Below are 17,313 nucleotides of genomic sequence, written 5' to 3'. Positions count from 1 at the left end.
CCGGCGCAGCGGCCGCACCGACACAGCGCAGGGCGGACGCGAACGCCCGCCCTGCGCTGTGTCGGATCCGCCTAAGCCGAGAAGTCCTCCGGGACCTCGAGCGGACGCCGGGAGAAGTAGGTGTCCTTCGCCTTGCGGTAGAAGAGTGCGAGCGGCACGACACCGAGCGCGATCAGGCCGAGTCCGAGGATGTTCACAACCGGCTCGTTGTTCGGGATGGACGTGAAGAAGATGTACATCATGAACAGGGCTCCGACCAGTGGCCAGATGCCGATCAGGATGACGTTCTTCACGGACTTGAAGATCACCTTCCGGAAGCCGATCACCACGGCGAGACCCGCGAGCGCGTAGTAGAACGCGATCTGCAGGCCGATCGACGACACCGCCCAGCCGAGGATCTGCCCCACGCTGTCGCCGAACACGTTGGCCAGCACGAACAGCAGCAGGGACACGACGACCACGACGAGGGTCGCGAACACCGGCGTCTTCCACTTGCGGTTGATCCTGCCGAAGGCGAACGGGATCGTGCGGTCGCGCCCCATCGCGAACAGCGTGCGGCTCACCTGCACGAGCGTGGTCTCGAGTGTCGCGATCGTGGAGAGCGCGACCGCGATGATGAGGATCTTGCCGCCGATTCCGGGCATGATCGCATCGCCCAGCACACTCAGTACATTGCCGCTGTTGTCCTCGATGGTCTTGCCCGGGAGCATCACGAGCGTCGTCGTGGTGTAGATCTCGAACAGGATGAAGACGATCACGATGCCCAGGATCCCGGCCATGCCGGTGGTCTTGTGCGCGTTCTTCGTCTCCTCGCCGAGGTTCGCCGTGACGTCCCAGCCCCAGTAGTAGAACGCCGCGATCAACGCGGCCGAGACGAAGACCCCGGCGGTCGTCAGGTGCCCGAAGCCGAACCAGTCCCACGAGAACGTCTCGCCGTGGTGATAGGTCGAGATCGCGCGGGGGATCGCGATGGCGGCGAACACCACCAGGATCCCGACCTCGACCACCGACATGATCCACTGCGCCCTCTCGGTCGTATGCACGCCGAAGATGACGGCCGCCGCCATCACGAGGAACCACACGGATCCGACCAGCGTCACGAGCAGCGTGTTGTTCGCCTGCTCCGGCGCGAAGAGGGCGACGGTCATCTGACCGGCGGGCAGAGCGCCGGCCACCATGAACACGGTCGCCGAGATCACCAGCGCCCAGCCGGCGAAGAAGCCGAGCACGGGGTGCAGGCCACGCGCCACCCAGGAGAACGACGCGCCGGCGTGGCTGTCGACGCGGGCGAGATGGCTGAACGCGAACGCGATGCCGAGCATCGGGATGCCGCACCACAGGAGGGCGGCGGGTGCGCCGACGCCCGCGGCGCCGATCAGCAGAGCGGTGCTAGCCGCGATGGAGTAGGCGGGCGCGCTGCCGGCCACGGCCATCAGCGTCGAGCCCGCTTTGGAGACGCCACCGGCCTGGAGCGCATGCTCCTGATAGTCGATCGCGCGTTGCAAGGACGTGTCCGTCTCGAGCGGATTCTGGGTCACTCTGTTCCCCTGTCTCATCGTCGGGTGTGGGGGATGACAGGGGGACGCTAGCACCCCGGGTATCCCTGCGCCTAGAGAACCAGAGCATCGTTTCGGGCACGTTCCCCGAAGCTATGTGCAGGCTGGGAAGTTCGCGCCCGAAATGTGCGGATTCCCGCGGGATCCGGATGCCGAGGACGCGGATCCGTTGCGCATCAGCGTGTGCCCTTCGAGATGCGTGGCGGACACGCGAGTCCGGAACGCGGTGAGCTCATGCGCGAGGTCGACCCTGGCAATCAGGATCGGGTACTGCTCCCGCACCGCAGTACGGAGACTGAAGACCGTCGAACATCGGGAAGTGCTTCACGTTGCGGGTCAGCAGCCGCGCGTCGAGCAACGTCGCCGTCGCTGCGATGAGGAAGTCCGCGGCGTCGATGCCGTTGAACGCCGGAAGCCATCGGCGACCGAGCGCACCGGCGAGCTCGGCGACCGGCCGATCCACCGGGTGCCACACGATGGCGTTCAGGAGGGGTTCCACGAGGGTGAGTTCCCGCTCGTGGATGAGGATCAGCAGCTCGGCGCGGACGATCTCGCTCGAGTGCAGCGGGCCCTCTGCGGCGGCATCGATCAGGGCCGCTCGCGCTTCCTGCACGCCACGGCTGTGATCGATGAGAACCGAGGTGTCGATGAAGCAGCTCATGCCGACGCTGAAGGCGCTGGGAGCCGTCCGCCGGAGCGCAGCGAATCGACCAGCCGCTCACCGGGCATCTCGATCTCGACGACGCCGAACGTCATGTCGATCAGGGTACGGATCCGGTCAGGTTCTTCCGTCCGCCCATAGGTCGTGTGGATCGCATCGCGGATGAGCGCACTCATCGATCGCCCCGTGCGTCGCGCGGCGGCGTCGAGCACTCGGCGATCGTCGTCGCTGAGCGAGATCTGGGTGCGGACAAGGCTCATGATGTAACCAGATTACATCATGACTCCGTCGCCCGCACCGTCGCGGGTGAGAAACCAGATCCAGCATGAGACATATCTTCTGCGGGTAGGTCTCATGCTGGATCTGGTTTCTCGCGGGTCAGCGCCCCGAGCGGCGCTTGTTGAACACGTCGAACGCGACCGCGGCGAGCAGCACGAGGCCCTTGATGAGGGCCTGGTACTCGGTGCCGACGCCGAGGATCGACATGCCGTTGTTCAGGATGCCGATGATCAGACCGCCGATGATCGCACCGGTGATCCTGCCGATGCCGCCGGTGACCGCCGCACCGCCGATGAACACGGCCGCGATCGCGTCGAGCTCGAATCCGTCACCGTTGCGGGGGCTGGCGAGGTTCAGCTGCGACGTGAACACGAGGCCGGCGAGCGCGGACAGCACGCCCATGTTGATGAACAGCGTGAACGTGACGCGCGGCGTCTTCACCCCGGACAGGCTCGCGGCGAGCGGGTTGCCGCCGATCGCGTAGATGTGCCGTCCCCAGACGCTGCGGGCCATGATCGCGGAGTAGACCACGGTCAGCACGCCGAGGATCACGAGCGCGATCGGAGTACCGTTGTAACTCGCCAGCAGGTAGGCGACCAAAGCGATCAGCAGGCTCGTGAAGGCGAGCTTCGCGACGAACCACCACAGCGGCTCGTCCTCCACCGCGAACTTCCGCCGGGTCATCCGGCCGCGGATCCCGAAGCCGACCATTCCCAGCACGACGAGCACCGCGAGGATGATCGTGAGCGGCTCGACGATCGTCTGCCCGCCTCCGAGATCCGGCAGGAAGCCGGCGCCGATCGCGCGGAACCCGTCCGGGAACGGCGAGATCGCGGTGTTCTGCAGCGTGATCTCGGTGAGTCCGCGGAACGTGAGCATTCCCGCCAGGGTCACGATGAACGCCGGGATCTTGAAGTACGCGATCCAGAAGCCCTGCCAGGCGCCGATCAGCGCGCCGAGCACGAGGCACAGCACGACGGCGACCGGCCACGGCACGCCCATCTTGGTGATCAGCACGCCCGCGGCGGCTCCGATGAAGGCGACGACGGATCCGACCGACAGGTCGATGTGTCCGGCGATGATCACCATGACCATGCCGATCGCGAGGATCAGAATGTAGCTGTTCTGGATGATCAGGTTCGACACGTTGATCGGCGCGAGCGTGATGCCGCCGGTCGTGATCTGGAAGAAGATCACGATGACGATCAGCGCGATGAACAGGCCGATCTGCCGCAGCTGGCCGGTGAGGAACTCGAACGCGTTGCGCAGCGAGTTCGTCGGGGGGGTGATGGATGAGCCGCTCATACGGAGCCCACCTCCTTCTCCTGGGTCATGAAACGCATGAGGTTCTCCGCCGTGGCCTCCGTCCGCGGGACGTCCGCGGTGATGCGCCCCTCGGCGAGGGTGTAGATGCGGTCGCAGAGACCGATCAGTTCTGGCAGCTCGCTGGAGATCACGATGACGCCCTTGCCCTCGCTCGCGAGCTTGTTGATGATGCCGTAGATCTCGTACTTCGCCCCGACGTCGATGCCGCGGGTGGGCTCGTCGAGGATCAGCACGTCGGGTGACGTGTTCATCCATTTGGAGAGCACGACCTTCTGCTGGTTGCCGCCCGAGAGCTTGCCGACGACCGCCTCGACGGAGCTCGTCTTGATGTTCATGCTCTTGCGGTACGACTCCGCGACGATGCGCTCCCTGCTCTCGTTCACCCAGCCGACCTTCGCGATCCGGTCCAGCGCGGCGATCGTGATGTTCCGCTCGACGTCGTCGATGAGGTTCAGCCCGAACCTCTTGCGGTCCTCGGTCGCGTAGGCGAGGCCATGGTCGATGGCCTCCGACACGGTCTTCGTGGAGATCTCGGCCCCGCGCTTGTAGACCCGGCCCGAGATGTTCACGCCGTAGCTGCGGCCGAACACGCTCATCGCGAGTTCGGTGCGTCCGGCGCCCATGATGCCGGCGATCCCGACGATCTCGCCTTCGCGGACGAACAGGTTCGCGCCGTCGACGACCTTGCGCTCGTGGTCGAGCGGGTGGTGCACGGTCCAGTCCTCGATACGCAGCAGCTCGTCGCCGATCTTCGGCGTGCGGTCCGGGAACCGGCTCGCCAGATCCCGCCCGACCATGCCGCGGATGATCCGGTCCTCGCTCACGTCGTCGGTGCGCATCTCCAGGGTCTCGATGTTGCGCCCGTCGCGGATGACGGTGACCTCATCGGCGATCGCGCGGATCTCGTTGAGCTTGTGGCTGATGATGATCGACGTGATGCCCTCATCGCGCAGGTGCGTGATCAGCTCCAGCATGTGGGCGGAGTCGTCGTCGTTGAGCGCGGCGGTCGGCTCGTCGAGGATCAGCAGCCGCACGCTCTTGGAGAGCGCCTTCGCGATCTCGACGAGCTGCTGCTTGCCGACGCCGATGTCGGCGATCTTCGTGGCGGGGTTCTCCTTGAGCCCGACGCTCGTCAGCAGCTTCGCCGCCTCCTGGTTGGTGGTGTTCCAGTCGATCCAGCCGCCGGACTGGCGCTCGTTGCCGAGGAAGATGTTCTCCGCGATCGAGAGGTACGGGCTCAGCGCCAGCTCCTGGTGGATGATCACCACGCCGGCGTGCTCGGACTCGTTGATGCTCCGGAAGGCGACGGGCTCGCCGTCCAGGAGGATCTCGCCGTCGTAGGATCCGTGCGGGTAGACGCCCGAGAGCACCTTCATGAGGGTGCTCTTGCCGGCGCCGTTCTCGCCGCAGATCGCGTGCACATGGCCGCGCTGCACGGTGATCGACACGTCCTGCAAGGCCTTCACGCCCGGGAACGTCTTGGTGATCCCGCGCATCTCGAGGATGTTGTCACTCATCTCGCTCTCCTTTCGTCAGAGAGGGTGGCTGCGGGAGCGTCCGCAGCCACCCTGTCGAGGGAGGGGTTACTTGAGCTGGTCCGCGGTGTAGTAGCCCGTGTCGAGAACGGCTTCCTTGTAGTTGTCCTTCGTCACCACGACCGGCTCGAACAGGAACGTCGGGACGACCTTGGTCTTGTTGTCGTAGGACTTCGTGTCGTTGACCTCGGGGCTCTTGCCGTTCAGCACGTCGTCGGCCATCTTCACGGCCTCGCCCGCGAGCTTGCGGGTGTCCTTGTAGATCGTCGAGTACTGCTGTCCCGCGATGATCGACTTCACCGACGGGATCTCCGCGTCCTGCCCGGTGATGATCGGGAGCTTGTCGGTCGCGTAGCCGGCGCCGGTGAGGGCGGAGATGATGCCGATGGAGAGGCCGTCGTAGGGCGAGAGCACGCCGTTCACGGTCTGGCCGTTCGAGTACGTCGAGGCGATGAGGTCCTGCATGCGCTTCTTGGCCACGTCGGCCTGCCAGCCCTGGGTGGCGACCTGGGTGAAACCGGTCTGACCGCTGCCGACCTTCACGACGCCCTTGTCGAGGTAGGGCTTGAGGGTGTCCATCGCGCCGTTGAAGAAGAACGTGGCGTTGTTGTCATCCGGGCTTCCGGCGAACAGCTCGATGTTGAACGGCCCCGCGGCTCCGGTGTCCTTGCCGGTCTTGTCGAGCACTCCGAGGCCCTCCAGGAGGCTGGTCGCCTGCTGCACCCCGACCTTGTAGTTGTCGAAGGTCGTGTAGAAGTCCACGTTCTTGTTGCCGTTGATGAGCCGGTCGTACGCGATGACCTTCACGCCCTTCGACGCGGCCTGGTCGAGCTGGCTGGACAGCGCCGTGCCGTCGACGGAGGCGATGATGAGGACCTTCGCGCCCTTGGTGAGCATGTTCGAGATCTGCTGCACCTGAGTGGGGATGTCGTCGTCCGCGTACTCGAGGTCGACCTTGTAGCCGAGCTTCTCCAGCCCCGCCTTGACGGCGTCGCCGTCGTGGATCCACCGGGTCGACGTCTTCGTCGGCATCGCGACACCGACCAGCGCGCCCTTGTTGGCGCCGGGATCCTCGGTCGAGGTTCCACCGCCGCCACGGGTTCCCGCGCACGCGGTCAGGCTGAGGGCGAGGGTCGCGGCGGCTGCGATGCCGACGACCAGTCTCTTGAACTTCATGTGATTCCTTTCGTCGAGCGGCCGCCATGGCGCGCTCAGGACAGCAGAGAGCGCGCCGATGGAGCGATCGGACGGCCCGTTTCGGACCTGCGCCTCGAGAACGAGGGCGTGGGTCGAGGTGACGACCGCATCACTGCGGACGTCGGTTCGTGGTGCTGTTTCGCACAGGGCCGGTGGCCGCCGACCTCATGCGCTCGGACGGCGAGAGGTTCGGAATCCGACCCCGTCGTCGCCGCGGCTGTGACCGATCACACCCGCACGAGTGATCCTCTGGCGAACCGGTCACATTTGTCAAGAGGACATTCGAGACGATGCGGAATCTTCATCCGATCGGGCGGCCCCGGCAGCTATCGCCTGCGTCGTCAGGAGGAGCGGGGCGCTGCGGTCGATGCGCGCACGATCAAGCTCGGGATCAGGGGTTCCTGCGGCAGCTCGTCGCCGCCGAGCTGCGCCAGCAGCATCCGGATGGTCCGTCGGCCCACCTCGACGAAGTCCTGCCGGACCGTGGTGAGCGGCGGGAAGAAGTGCGCGGCCTCCGGGATGTCGTCGAACCCGACCACGCTGACGTCCTCCGGCACCCTGACGCCGAGCTCGCGGCAGGCGTGCAGGAAGCCGAGCGCCATCGAGTCGTTGCCGGCGAAGACCGCCGTGAAGTCCGGCATCCGCAGCAGGCTCCGGCCCGCTTCGTACCCGAACTGCGCGGTCCAGTCCCCCAGCAGCGGGGCACGCACGCGCAGGTCCCGGGCGTCGAGCTCGCGCAGATAGCCGACCATGCGCGCCTCGGCCTCGGTCCAGTTCTGCGGACCGGCGAGGTGAACGATGAACTCGTGCCCGAGATCCGCGAGATGGCCGACCGCGGCCCTGGCGCCCGCGATCTGATCCATCGCCATCGAATGACGCTCACCGCTCGGTCCGAGCGCCACGATGGGCACGTCCACGCTCATCCCGCCGACCTCGCTCAGGACCTCCTGCTGCGGCGCGATCACGATGATCGCCTCGACCGCGTGACTGAGCAGATCGTCGATGCTGGCGCGCACGGACTCGGGCTCGCCCGAACGCAGATTGGCGATGGACAGCCGGTAGCCGGCGTCACGCGCCGCGAACTCGATGGCGGTGATGGCTGTGGCCGGTCCGTACAGCGCGCTGTGCGCCGTGAGCACGCCGATCGTGCGGGATCGGCTCGTTGACAGCGCTCGCGCGACGGGGTTCGGGCGGTAGCCAAGCCGGTCGATGACCGACTGCACGTGCTCGCGCGTCTTCTCCCTGATCCGGTCGCTGCCGTTCAACACCCGCGACACCGTCTGGTACGAGACTCCGGCCTCGCGTGCCACGTCGCGGATGTTCAGGGCGCGAGGCGGCTCGCTCTCCACAGCCACGCGCACCTCCGTTCAGATCGGTCAGACTCATTATGCGCGAGGCGCCGGAGGCGGCGGACCCGTCGGCCGCTTCCCCCCTCTGCCGCCCGGCGGGAATAGGCTGGTTCCACGTCACGCACGCTGCGTTGCAGCATGCGCAACCAAGTCGAGGAGCCGTTGTGCTGAACCTTCTGCCCCAGCCGTCCCGCGTCGAGGCCGGATCCGGTGAGTTCCTGCTCTCCGCGGCCACCCTGATTCGCGTCGCAGGACCCCTGCGCGCGGCGGCGGAGCGACTGCAGGAGGCGCTGCGCGCGGGGCTCGGCCTGTCCCTCGGACTGGATGGGCCCGCTGACGACGGGGGCTCCCCCGCCGTCGCATTCGCCGTCGATCCGCTCCTCGCGGAGGAGGCATACGCGCTCACGGTGGACGAGAGCGGCATCAGGATCGCCGCGGCCGACGTGCGAGGCGCGCACCACGCGGTGCAGACTCTCCTGCAACTGCTGCCGTCGCGCGCGTTCCGGCGAGCGCCGATCGCCCCGGAGTCCCCCGTGGGCCTGCCCGCGGTGCGCATCGAGGACGCACCGCGATACCGCTGGCGCGGCCTCATGCTCGACGTCGCGCGGCACTTCGCGCCGACGGTCGAGGTGCTGCGGGTGATCGACCAGCTCGCGATGCACCGGCTCAACATCCTGCACCTGCACCTCACCGATGACCAGGGCTGGCGGGCGCAGATCCGCGCGTACCTCCGGCTGACGGAGGTCGGCGGGTGGCGGCCGTCGTCGCAGCGCGGATCCGGTCCTGGATCCACGCAGGACGGCATGCCGCACGGAGGCTTCTACACGCAGGACGATCTGCGCGAGATCGTCGCCTACGCGGCCGCGCGCGGGATCACCGTGGTGCCCGAGATCGAGCTGCCCGGCCATGTGCAGGCGGCGATCGCCGCGTATCCGCAGCTCGGCCTGGTCGCCGAGCCGCTCGCCCCCTGGACCGGATGGGGCATCAACCCGCACGCGCTCAACGTCGAGGAGTCGACCGTCGCCTTCTTCTGCGACGTGCTCGACGAGATCATCGAGATCTTCCCCTCCGAGGTCATCGGCATCGGAGGCGACGAGTGCCGTAAGGACGAATGGCGGGCCGATGCCCGCACGCAGGAGCTCATGCGCGAACGCGGTCTCGCCACGGAGGACGAGCTGCAGAGCTGGTTCATCGCCCGCATCGACGAGCACGTCCGCTCCCGGGGGCGCCGTCTGTACGGCTGGGACGAGATCCTCGAGGGCGGCACCGTCACCGGAGCGACGGTCGCCTCCTGGCGCGGCACGGCGGGCGCGGTGATCGCGGCGCGACGCGGGTCCGATGTGGTGATGTGCCCGGAGGACACCGTGTACCTCGACTACCGGCAGTCCGACTCCCCCGACGAGCCGATCCCGACCGGCCTCGTGACCACGGTCGCGCACGTGCGCGCCTTCGATCCGATCCCCGACGCGCTCGAGCCCGAGCACCGCGGGCGCATCCTCGGCGGGCAGGCGAACCTCTGGGCCGAGCACGTCGACTCGGCCCGCCGCCGCGACTACCAGCTCTTCCCGCGGCTGTGCGGTCTCGCGGAGGCGCTGTGGAGCGGACAGGATCCGGATGCCGTGGACTCGTTCCCCGAACGCCTCGAGGGCCATCTCGCCCGTCTGGACGCGGCAGGGATCGAGTACCGCCCGAAGGCCGGCCCCCGCCCGTGGCAGCAGGTCCCCGGCGTGCCGGGCAAGACGTTCGACCGCGCCGAGCGCGCGGCGCAGATCGCCCGGCTCACGGCGAACCTGGCGTAGGGGGTCGCGAAGGCGCGTCAGCCGCGCGCGGCGGCGAGGAAGGCCCGCGCCTTCGCGGTGACCGCGTCCCAGTCGCCTGCAGCGACGTCGGCGGCCGAGACGACGCTGGATCCGGCCGTCACCGCGATCGCGCCCGCACGCAGGTAGTCTGCCGCGTTGCCCTCGTGCAGACCGCCAGAGGCGACCAGGGGCAGCTGCGGGAACGGCCCCGCAAGGTGCCGGAAGTACCCGGCGCCCACGGTGTCGGCGGGGAAGATCTTCACGGCCGCAGCTCCGAGCCTCGCGGCGGTGAGCGCCTCGGTCGGCGTGAACGCGCCCATGATCACGGGTACGCCGTGCGCTTCCGCGACCTCTGCCACCTCGGCGATCACGGCGGGGGTCACCAGGAACGCGGCGCCCGCGGCGATCGCGTCGCGCGCCTCGCCCGCGGTCGTGACCGTGCCCGCACCGACGTGCACTCCGGAGGCCTCGGCGCTCGCGGCGATGAGTCCGGTCACCGCTGGCGTGGTGAAGGCGAACTCGACGACATGGATCCCGCCCGCGGCGAGGGCCGCCAGCAACGGCAGCGGATCCGGGATGTGCGCGAGACGCGGCAGCGCGAGCGCCGCGTCTCGGCGCAGCACCGCCATCACGTCGTCCATCGTGGCGGCGTCGTTCTCGATGTCAGCGCTCATCGCGTCCTCTCCTTCGTCGCGCGCAGGCTCCGGCCCGACACGCTCTGGGTGCGTTCGCCGTCGTGGACCGCGAGCCGGCCGTTGACCCAGACGCCCGATATGCCCTCCGCCGTCCGGCGTGGTTGCTCGAACGTCGCACGGTCCTGGATCCGCTCGGGATCGAACAGCACCAGGTCTGCCACGAAGCCCTCGCGCACGAGGCCACGATCAGCGAGGCGCAGCCTCCGGGCCGGGGTGGCGCTGAGGTGGCGGACCGCCTCCTCCAGCGTCAGCACGCCGAGTTCGCGCACGTAGCGGGCGAGGTAGCGCGGGAAGGTCCCCCATGAGCGCGGGTGCGGGCGGTCGCCGACGAGGATCCCGTCGCTGCCGCCGGTGTGACGCGGGTGGCGCATGATGGCCTGCACGTTGTCCTCGTGCCCGATGTGCATGAGCACCCCGGTCGCGAACCCGTCGGCGAGGAGTATCCGGATGACGGCGTCCACCGGCTCCTCGCCGGTCGACGCGGCGATCTCAGCGATCGTGCGACCCACCAGGCCGGCGAGCTCCGGACTTCCCACGCCGGAGACCTGGATCAAGGTCCAGTCGGCGCGCTCACCATGGAATCCGTCGCAGCCGTCCACGTCGAGGGCCTGCACCAGGGCGTCCCTGTCGGCGCCGGCCGCGAGCCGGTCACGCAGCGCGTCGAGACCGCCGGCGGCGATCCAGCTGGGCAGGAGGGCCACGAGAGTGGTCGCGCCGGGCAGGTAGGGGTAGCTGTCCATCGTGATGTCGACGCCGTCGGCGAGCGCCTGGTCGATGAGGTCCAGGAACCGCGGCGCCGCGCCCGCGTTCGGTGCGAAGTTGAGCGTCGCGTGCGCGAGGTGCAGGGCGCAGCCGGTCTCCCGGGCGATGCCGATGACCTCCGCGTAGGCGTCGAGCGCTCCCGCACCGTAGGACCGGGTGTGCGGAGCGTAGAAGCCGCCGGACTCGGCGACCACCTCGCAGAGCGCGGTCAGCTCTGCGGTGTCGGCGTACATCCCCGGCACGTAGGTGAGGCCGCTGGAGAGCCCGACCGCCCCGGCCGACAACGAGTCGGCGAGGATCGCACGCATGTCGGCGAGCTCGGATCCCGTCGCCGCTCGGCTGCCGGATCCGACGGTGAGCAGACGCAGGTTTCCCTGCGGCACGAGAACCGCGGTGTTGGTGGCGGTGCCCTGAGCGAGCCGGTCGAGGTAGCCGGCCATGTCGCGCCAGCCGATCGCCAGCCCGGGGTGCCCGTTCCAGCCGGCGATCTGGCGGCGCACGCCGTCGAGGATCGCGTCGTCGACCGGCGCGTAGCCGATGCCGTCCTGGCCGATGACCTCGGTGGTGATCCCCTGGCCGACCTTGGCGATGTGCGACGGGTCGGCGAGCACGGCGAGATCCGAGTGCGCGTGCATGTCGATGAAGCCGGGGGCGAGCACAAGGCCCTCGGCCTCCCAGACCTCGGTGCCATCGCCCGCGGTCAGGGAGCCGGCCGGGGCGATCACCTGTATCCGGTCGCCGCGCAGCAGGACGTCCGCGATGCGTCGAGGGGATCCGGTCCCGTCGACGACGGTCGCATGCCGGAGGAGCATCGGTGCGGAGGAGGCGGGGGTCATGCTCAGAACACGGTCTCCACGGCGTCGACGACGGCGGGATCCGGCGCATCGGCGTCCGCGACGACGGGGATCAGGCGCCACTTGTCGAGCACCGTGCACGGGTGCGACAGGCCGAGTCGCACGACGTCTCCCACCTGCAGCCGCGCCGCCGCGCCGGAGGCGACGGCCTCTTCGCCGAGACGGAGGAACAGGTGCTGGTCGTTGAGCGCGGACACGTTGCTGCCCGCGAGCACGTCGTCGTCCTGCGCCCGTCCTGCGATGCGCTGGGCGACCGGCAGTCCCTCGTCGAACGAGGCGTCGCGGCGTCCGCAGTCGAGCAGCGCGAGCCCCGGCTCGGGCCGCGACAGCACCCGCGCCCACACATGCATCGCGGAGCGGAACGGCGCATCGCCGATCGTGCGGCCCATCGGGCTGATCCCCGCATAGAAGCCGTCATCGTGGATCTGGAACGCGCCGGAGCGCACCACGACGTCCGCGTCAGGGCACAGCGGCGGCAGCACGGCGCCGACGCGGTCGAAATAGGCGCTGCCGCCGGCGGTGACCACGGGACGCACGCCTCCCGGATAGAGTCCGGCGTCGGCGAGCTCGCGATGAAGATCCGCGAGCTCTGCGAGGTACGCGTCGACCCGAGCGATCGCGGCGTCACCGGAGTCGTGCGCGAGAGCGCCCTCATAGCCGCCGACGCCGGCCAGCTCGAGCACGGGCGAGGCCGCGATGGCCTCTGCGATCGTGCGCGCGGTGGCGCGATCGCGGGCGCCCGTGCGCCCGCCGGCTCCGCCGAGTTCGACGAGCACGCGGAGGGGCCGGAGCACTCGCCCGCTCAGGGCCGCTTCCATCGCGCGGACGACATCGACCCCGTCCGCCCAACTCAGGATCTCGACGTCCTGGTGCGCCGCCAGCTCGTCGGCGATCCAGCGCAGCCCGATCGGGTCCACCACCTCGTTCGCGACGAGGATGCGACGCACGCCGTGAGCGCGGCCGACCTGCGCCTGCCACGGCGTGGCGAGGGTGAGGCCCCACGCACCGGCGCCCCGGGGACGGTCGTCGAGCAGCTGCCGCCAGAGCGCGGGGGCCATCGTCGTCTTGCCGTGCGGGGCCAGCAGCACGCCGGCCTCCTGCGCCCAGTCGGCCATACGCGCGACGTTGTGCGCCATCGCCCCCGCGTCGAGCGTGAGCACAGGCGTCGCGAAATCGGAACGGGCGGGCTCCGTCGCCAGGAACTGCGCCCTCGTGCGTCCGTGCGCGGACGGCGGGAAGGACTTGTCCTGCACGGACAGCGGGCGGGCACCACTCGAAGACGTCTCCACCCTTCCATGATGCCGCCCGGTTGCGTTCGATGCAATCAGCGTTGCATCGAATTGCACCGCCGGATATCCTCGATCCATGCCCGCGTCCGACGTCTCCTCCACGACTTCTCACGAAGGATCGGTCCGGGCGTCCGCACGTCAGGATCCGCGGAGGAGTCCCCGATGAACCAGACCGTGACCCGCGCCCTGGACCTGCTCGTCGCCCTGCAGGACGGCGCGCGCACCCTGGACGAGTGCGCCGAACGGCTCGGCGTGCACAAGTCGACCGTGCTGCGCCTGCTGCAGACGCTCGAGGCGCAGCGCTTCGTGACCCACGACGTGCAGCATCGCTACCGGCTCGGAAGCCGACTGTTCGACCTCGCCGGCGCCGCCCTCGCCCAGCGCGATGTGCGCGAGGTGGCCCGCCCGCATCTCGAGCGGCTCAACGACCGCACGGGACAGACGGTGCATCTGGCCGCCTACGAGTCGGGCGATGTCGTCTACATCGACAAGCTCGAGGCGCGCACGGGCATCCGGATGTACTCGCGCGTGGGCCTGCGCGCCCCACTGCACAGCACGGCGGTGGCGAAGGTGCTGCTCGCCGATCTGCCTGCGTCCACGCGGCGGGAGATCGCCGAGGACATCGACTACGTGCCGTACACCGAGCGCACGATCGCGAACCCGGCGGACTTCCTCGCCGAGCTCGAACGCGTGCGCGCCGACGACTTCGCCCGCGACAGCGGCGAGCATGAGAGCTTCATCAACTGCATCGCCGCACCCATCCGCGACGGCAGCGGCGCCGTGGTCGCCGCGGCGTCGGTATCGGTGCCGACCATGTCATTACCCGCGCACGAGGTGCTGGCGCTGCTGCCGCAGCTGGTCGAGGCGACGCAGGCGGCATCCGCAGACCTGGGCTGGGCGCCGCGCCCCGCCCGCCCCGACCGAGAGGATCGACCATGACCGAGCAGAACCAGAAGACGCGCGTGCTCACGACCGACGCCCCCGCCCCCGCACACGTGTTCTCACAGGGAGTGCGCAAGGGCCCGATCGTGCAGGTGTCTGGCCAGGGCCCGGTGGATCCGGCGACGAGCGAGTACCTCTTCCAGGGCGATGTCGCCGCGCAGACCATCCGCACGCTCGAGAACGTGCGGGCGATCGTCGAGGCGTCGGGAGCGACCTTCGACGACGTGGTGATGCTGCGCGTCTACCTGACCAAGCGCGAGGACTTCCCGATCATGAACGAGGCCTACGGCGAGTTCGTCACGACGCACACCCCGAGCGGCGTGCTCCCCTCGCGCACCACGGTGTTCACGGGCCTGCCCCGCGAGGAGATGCTCGTCGAGATCGACGCGCTCGCCGTCGTCTGAGCCGTCGGCTGCGCGATTTTCCCGTTCGGTCCCTGAGGTTCAGCGCCTGGAGCTCGGTCAGGCGCTGAGCGGATGAATGGCGTCGAGCGGGGTCTCCGCCCGAGCACGGGCGAGGTCGTACCCTTCCTGCAGACGCATCCAGAACTGCGGAGTGGTGCCGAAGAACGCGGCCAGACGCAGGGCGGTGTCCGCAGTGATCGCCTGCCGACCGCGAATGATGCGAGAGATACGCGACTGGTCGACACGGATCCGCTTGGCAAGCTCGTACTGGCTCACACCGAGCGGTTCGAGGAACTCTTCACGCAAGATCTCCCCCGGCGTGGACAGGTCGTCAGTGATAGTCGATGAACGAGACATGATCTGCTTCTCCTCCCTCCCAGTCGAAGACTAACCTCCACTGGTCATTGACACGGATGCTGTAACTGCCCGCTCGGTCACCGTGCAGCTTCTCCAGATGATTCGAGGGCGGGATCCTCAGGTCGTGGAGTTCGCCGGCCGCGTCCAGCATCTGAAGCTTGCGCACCAGACGCTTGCGAACGTCCGGCGGCACACGCCGGGGCGGAGGACCGCCGAGCCAGAATTCCTCGACGTCTCGATCCGCGAACCTCACGAGATCATACTAGCGCAACGCGCAAGTATGGGCGAGTGATCGCACCCACTTTCGAAGGGCCCGATCCGCTTCACAGCTCGATCTGCGACCCCATCACGATCACCCGGTCGCGGGGCAGCCCGAAGTGGTCGCTCGCATCGGTCGTGATGTGCGAGGCCGCCAGGAACAGCCGCTTGCGCCACCGCGCCATTCCTCCTCTGCGCCCCTCGCGCAGCTCGATCTTCGACAGGAAGTACGTGGCGTTGTCCAGGTCGAGCCAGCCCTGCGTCTTGTGCGGCGGGATGGTGCGCAGGGCACGGGGCAGATCGGGCTTCTCGGCATAGCCGAACCTCGCGGAGATGTAAAGGATCCCGTCGGTCGGATCCCCCAGGTCGTCGACCGTGCAGCGCTTCGTCCGCGTGACGCGGGGCACGTTCTGGATGTCCACGGACAGGATGATCACCCTGGCGTGGCGCACGTGGTTGTGCTCGACGTTGGCGCGTAGCGCGAGCGGTGTCGTGGTGCCGCCGGGGTTGAGGAAGATGGCCGTGCCGGGCACGCGGTCGATGAGCTTCGGGTGCGTGCGCAGATTGCTCACGAAGTCGGCCAGCGACCCCTCCGCCTCGGTGCGGCGCGCGGTGATGAGCGCCCGTCCGCGCTGCCAGGTCGTCATGACGATGAACGCGGCGAGACCGATCGCGAGCGGCAGCCAGGCTCCGTGCACGAACTTGGTGGCGTTGGCGGCGAGGAACAGCAGGTCGACCGCGAGCAGGATCACGGCGCCGATCCCGAGGATCCAGCCGGGGGTCTTCCAGCGTCGCCGAGCCAGGTAGAAGAAGAGGAGCGTCGTGATCGTGATCGTGCCGATGACCGCCATTCCGTACGCGAACGCGAGGGACGCCGAACTGCGGAAGACGAACACCAGGGTGATCACCGACACCATGAGCAGCCAGTTGATCCACGGCACGTAGATCTGCCCGTGCGTCTCGGACGACGTGTGCGTCACGCGCAGCCTCGGCAGGTAGCCGAGTCCGGACGCTTGAGCTGCCACCGAGAAGGCGCCGGAGATCACCGCCTGCGAGGCGATCACGGTCGCCATGGTGGCCAGGACGACGAGCGCGATCCGACCCCATTCGGGCGCGAGCAGGAAGAAGGGCGCGGACATGTTCGCCTTGTCCTCCAGCAGCAGCGCGCCCTGCCCCAGGTAGGTGAGCGCCAGGGCCGGGAAGACCAGGAACAGCCAGGCGAAAGAGATCGGCTTGCGGCCGAAGTGGCCCATGTCGGCGTAGAGCGCCTCGGCGCCGGTGACGGACAGGACCACGGCGGCGAGCGCGAAGAACGCGATGTCGAAGTGGCCGACCATGAACTCGACCGCATAGGTCGGCAGCAGAGCCAGCAGGATCTGCGGGTCGTGCGTGATCCCGCCGATCCCGAGGACTCCTATGACGATGAACCAGACCGCCATGATCGGCCCGAACAGCCGTCCGACCACGGCGCTCCCGAGCTTCTGGATGAGGAAGAGGATCAGCAGGATCGTGGCGGTGATGGGGACGATCCACTCCTCCAGGCCCGGATTTATGGTCTTCAACCCCTCCACCGCGGAGAGCACCGAGATCGCCGGAGTGATCATGCTGTCGCCGAGGAAGAGCGCGGCTCCCAGCACGGCGAGACCGGACAGGACCGCGACCGTGCGCGTGCGTCCCTTCGGCGCCCAGCGGCGCAGCAAGGTCAGCAGCGCCATGATGCCGCCCTCGCCGTCGTTGTCCATCCGCATCGCGAGCAGCACGTAGGTGATTGTGACGATCAGGATCACCGACCACACGATGAGCGAGACGATCCCGTACAGGTTGTCCGTCGTGAGCGGGATCGGGTGCGGATCATCAGGGTTGAACACCGTCTGCAGGGCGTAGATCGGGCTGGTGCCGATGTCGCCGAAGACGACGCCGAGAGCGCCCACGATCAGCGCGAGCCGGAGGGGGCTCCTCGCGGGTGCTGCGCTCTTCGCGCCGATGACGGACTGGCTGCTCACACGACGAAGCCTAGGGCCGGATTCCCGCGCCACCGGGCGCCCCTCAC

At 68.6% G+C, this 17,313-nt stretch carries 16 protein-coding genes; 3 read left to right on the top strand and 13 right to left on the bottom strand.

Annotation, left to right across the window (positions count from 1 at the left end; all coding sequences use genetic code 11):
• Positions 1–71: 71 nt before the first annotated feature.
• The 7 genes from AC1DG4_RS01955 to AC1DG4_RS01925 all read right to left on the bottom strand — a co-directional run bounded on the left by AC1DG4_RS01955 (position 72) and on the right by AC1DG4_RS01925 (position 7,909).
• Positions 72–1,538 carry an APC family permease gene (locus tag AC1DG4_RS01955; protein ID WP_477377396.1) on the bottom strand — a complete coding sequence of 489 codons (1,467 nt, stop codon included), beginning with the start codon at positions 1,536–1,538 and terminating at the stop codon, positions 72–74.
• Between the two features lie 250 nt (positions 1,539–1,788).
• Positions 1,789–2,217 carry a PIN domain-containing protein gene (locus tag AC1DG4_RS01950; RefSeq protein ID WP_477377398.1) on the bottom strand — a complete coding sequence of 143 codons (429 nt, stop codon included), beginning with the start codon at positions 2,215–2,217 and terminating at the stop codon, positions 1,789–1,791.
• Entirely contained in the window at positions 2,214–2,477 is a 264-nt protein-coding gene (locus AC1DG4_RS01945; RefSeq protein WP_477377400.1) for a ribbon-helix-helix protein, CopG family, read from the bottom strand. Before AC1DG4_RS01945 ends, AC1DG4_RS01950 begins: the two co-directional genes overlap by 4 nt.
• Positions 2,478–2,595: 118 nt before the next feature.
• Positions 2,596–3,801, bottom strand: a complete 1,206-nt coding sequence (gene mmsB / locus AC1DG4_RS01940; protein ID WP_477377402.1) for a multiple monosaccharide ABC transporter permease — start codon at positions 3,799–3,801, stop codon at positions 2,596–2,598.
• Entirely contained in the window at positions 3,798–5,339 is a 1,542-nt protein-coding gene (gene mmsA, locus AC1DG4_RS01935) for a multiple monosaccharide ABC transporter ATP-binding protein (RefSeq protein WP_477377404.1), read from the bottom strand. The genes mmsB and mmsA overlap by 4 nt, the downstream gene beginning before the upstream one ends.
• A gap of 66 nt (positions 5,340–5,405) precedes the next feature.
• Positions 5,406–6,533, bottom strand: coding sequence for a multiple monosaccharide ABC transporter substrate-binding protein (gene chvE / locus AC1DG4_RS01930; RefSeq protein WP_477377406.1), 1,128 nt, complete (start codon positions 6,531–6,533; stop codon positions 5,406–5,408).
• A 362-nt stretch (positions 6,534–6,895) separates the two neighbouring features.
• Positions 6,896–7,909, bottom strand: coding sequence for a LacI family DNA-binding transcriptional regulator (locus AC1DG4_RS01925; protein WP_477377408.1), 1,014 nt, complete (start codon positions 7,907–7,909; stop codon positions 6,896–6,898).
• Between the two features lie 158 nt (positions 7,910–8,067).
• On the opposite strand from AC1DG4_RS01925, the gene AC1DG4_RS01920 reads away from it, so the two are divergent.
• Positions 8,068–9,702, top strand: a complete 1,635-nt coding sequence (locus AC1DG4_RS01920) for a beta-N-acetylhexosaminidase (protein WP_477377410.1) — start codon at positions 8,068–8,070, stop codon at positions 9,700–9,702.
• Between the two features lie 17 nt (positions 9,703–9,719).
• Here AC1DG4_RS01920 and AC1DG4_RS01915 read toward each other — a convergent pair whose 3' ends face one another.
• From AC1DG4_RS01915 to AC1DG4_RS01905, 3 genes are read right to left on the bottom strand one after another with little or no spacing between them, the layout of a single operon-like run.
• Positions 9,720–10,376 (bottom strand): bifunctional 4-hydroxy-2-oxoglutarate aldolase/2-dehydro-3-deoxy-phosphogluconate aldolase, encoded by a 657-nt coding sequence (locus AC1DG4_RS01915; protein WP_477377412.1) that lies wholly within the window; start codon positions 10,374–10,376, stop codon positions 9,720–9,722.
• Positions 10,373–11,995 carry an N-acyl-D-amino-acid deacylase family protein gene (locus AC1DG4_RS01910; RefSeq protein ID WP_477377414.1) on the bottom strand — a complete coding sequence of 541 codons (1,623 nt, stop codon included), beginning with the start codon at positions 11,993–11,995 and terminating at the stop codon, positions 10,373–10,375. Before AC1DG4_RS01910 ends, AC1DG4_RS01915 begins: the two co-directional genes overlap by 4 nt.
• 2 nt (positions 11,996–11,997) lie before the next feature.
• On the bottom strand, positions 11,998–13,302 hold the full coding sequence (locus tag AC1DG4_RS01905; RefSeq protein WP_477377416.1) for a type III PLP-dependent enzyme domain-containing protein: 1,305 nt from the start codon (positions 13,300–13,302) through the stop codon (positions 11,998–12,000).
• Positions 13,303–13,464: 162 nt separating this feature from the next.
• Here AC1DG4_RS01905 and AC1DG4_RS01900 point away from each other — a divergent pair, with 162 nt between their 5' ends.
• On the top strand, positions 13,465–14,241 hold the full coding sequence (locus AC1DG4_RS01900) for an IclR family transcriptional regulator (RefSeq protein ID WP_477377418.1): 777 nt from the start codon (positions 13,465–13,467) through the stop codon (positions 14,239–14,241).
• Positions 14,238–14,648, top strand: coding sequence for a RidA family protein (locus AC1DG4_RS01895; protein WP_477377420.1), 411 nt, complete (start codon positions 14,238–14,240; stop codon positions 14,646–14,648). Before AC1DG4_RS01900 ends, AC1DG4_RS01895 begins: the two co-directional genes overlap by 4 nt.
• Positions 14,649–14,705: 57 nt before the next feature.
• Here the strand turns inward: AC1DG4_RS01895 and AC1DG4_RS01890 are convergent, their stop codons facing one another.
• The 3 genes from AC1DG4_RS01890 to AC1DG4_RS01880 all read right to left on the bottom strand — a co-directional run bounded on the left by AC1DG4_RS01890 (position 14,706) and on the right by AC1DG4_RS01880 (position 17,266).
• Complete coding sequence (locus AC1DG4_RS01890) at positions 14,706–15,005, bottom strand: HigA family addiction module antitoxin (RefSeq protein WP_477377422.1); 300 nt, start codon at positions 15,003–15,005, stop codon at positions 14,706–14,708.
• Positions 14,980–15,258 carry a type II toxin-antitoxin system RelE/ParE family toxin gene (locus tag AC1DG4_RS01885; protein WP_477377424.1) on the bottom strand — a complete coding sequence of 93 codons (279 nt, stop codon included), beginning with the start codon at positions 15,256–15,258 and terminating at the stop codon, positions 14,980–14,982. Before AC1DG4_RS01885 ends, AC1DG4_RS01890 begins: the two co-directional genes overlap by 26 nt.
• A 70-nt stretch (positions 15,259–15,328) precedes the next feature.
• Positions 15,329–17,266: a potassium transporter Kup gene (locus AC1DG4_RS01880; RefSeq protein WP_477377426.1), complete on the bottom strand. Its 1,938-nt coding sequence runs from the start codon at positions 17,264–17,266 to the stop codon at positions 15,329–15,331.
• Between the last annotated feature and the right edge of the window lie 47 nt (positions 17,267–17,313).

This window comes from Microbacterium sp. 05N427 (assembly GCF_056397105.1).
Note: the sequence above shows the minus strand (reverse complement) of the source record. Positions and strands in the feature narration are given on the sequence as shown.

Bases quoted from the DNA above. Each gene is read 5' to 3' on its own strand.
- AC1DG4_RS01950 (WP_477377398.1), bottom strand. From the start codon at position 2,217: ATGAGCTGCTTCATCGACACCTCGGTTCTCATCGATCACAGCCGTGGC.
- AC1DG4_RS01945 (WP_477377400.1), bottom strand. From the start codon at position 2,477: ATGAGCCTTGTCCGCACCCAGATCTCGCTCAGCGACGACGATCGCCGA.
- mmsB (WP_477377402.1), bottom strand. From the start codon at position 3,801: ATGAGCGGCTCATCCATCACCCCCCCGACGAACTCGCTGCGCAACGCG.
- mmsA (WP_477377404.1), bottom strand. From the start codon at position 5,339: ATGAGTGACAACATCCTCGAGATGCGCGGGATCACCAAGACGTTCCCG.
- chvE (WP_477377406.1), bottom strand. From the start codon at position 6,533: ATGAAGTTCAAGAGACTGGTCGTCGGCATCGCAGCCGCCGCGACCCTC.
- AC1DG4_RS01915 (WP_477377412.1), bottom strand. From the start codon at position 10,376: ATGAGCGCTGACATCGAGAACGACGCCGCCACGATGGACGACGTGATG.
- AC1DG4_RS01910 (WP_477377414.1), bottom strand. From the start codon at position 11,995: ATGACCCCCGCCTCCTCCGCACCGATGCTCCTCCGGCATGCGACCGTC.
- AC1DG4_RS01900 (WP_477377418.1), top strand. From the start codon at position 13,465: ATGAACCAGACCGTGACCCGCGCCCTGGACCTGCTCGTCGCCCTGCAG.
- AC1DG4_RS01895 (WP_477377420.1), top strand. From the start codon at position 14,238: ATGACCGAGCAGAACCAGAAGACGCGCGTGCTCACGACCGACGCCCCC.
- AC1DG4_RS01890 (WP_477377422.1), bottom strand. From the start codon at position 15,005: ATGTCTCGTTCATCGACTATCACTGACGACCTGTCCACGCCGGGGGAG.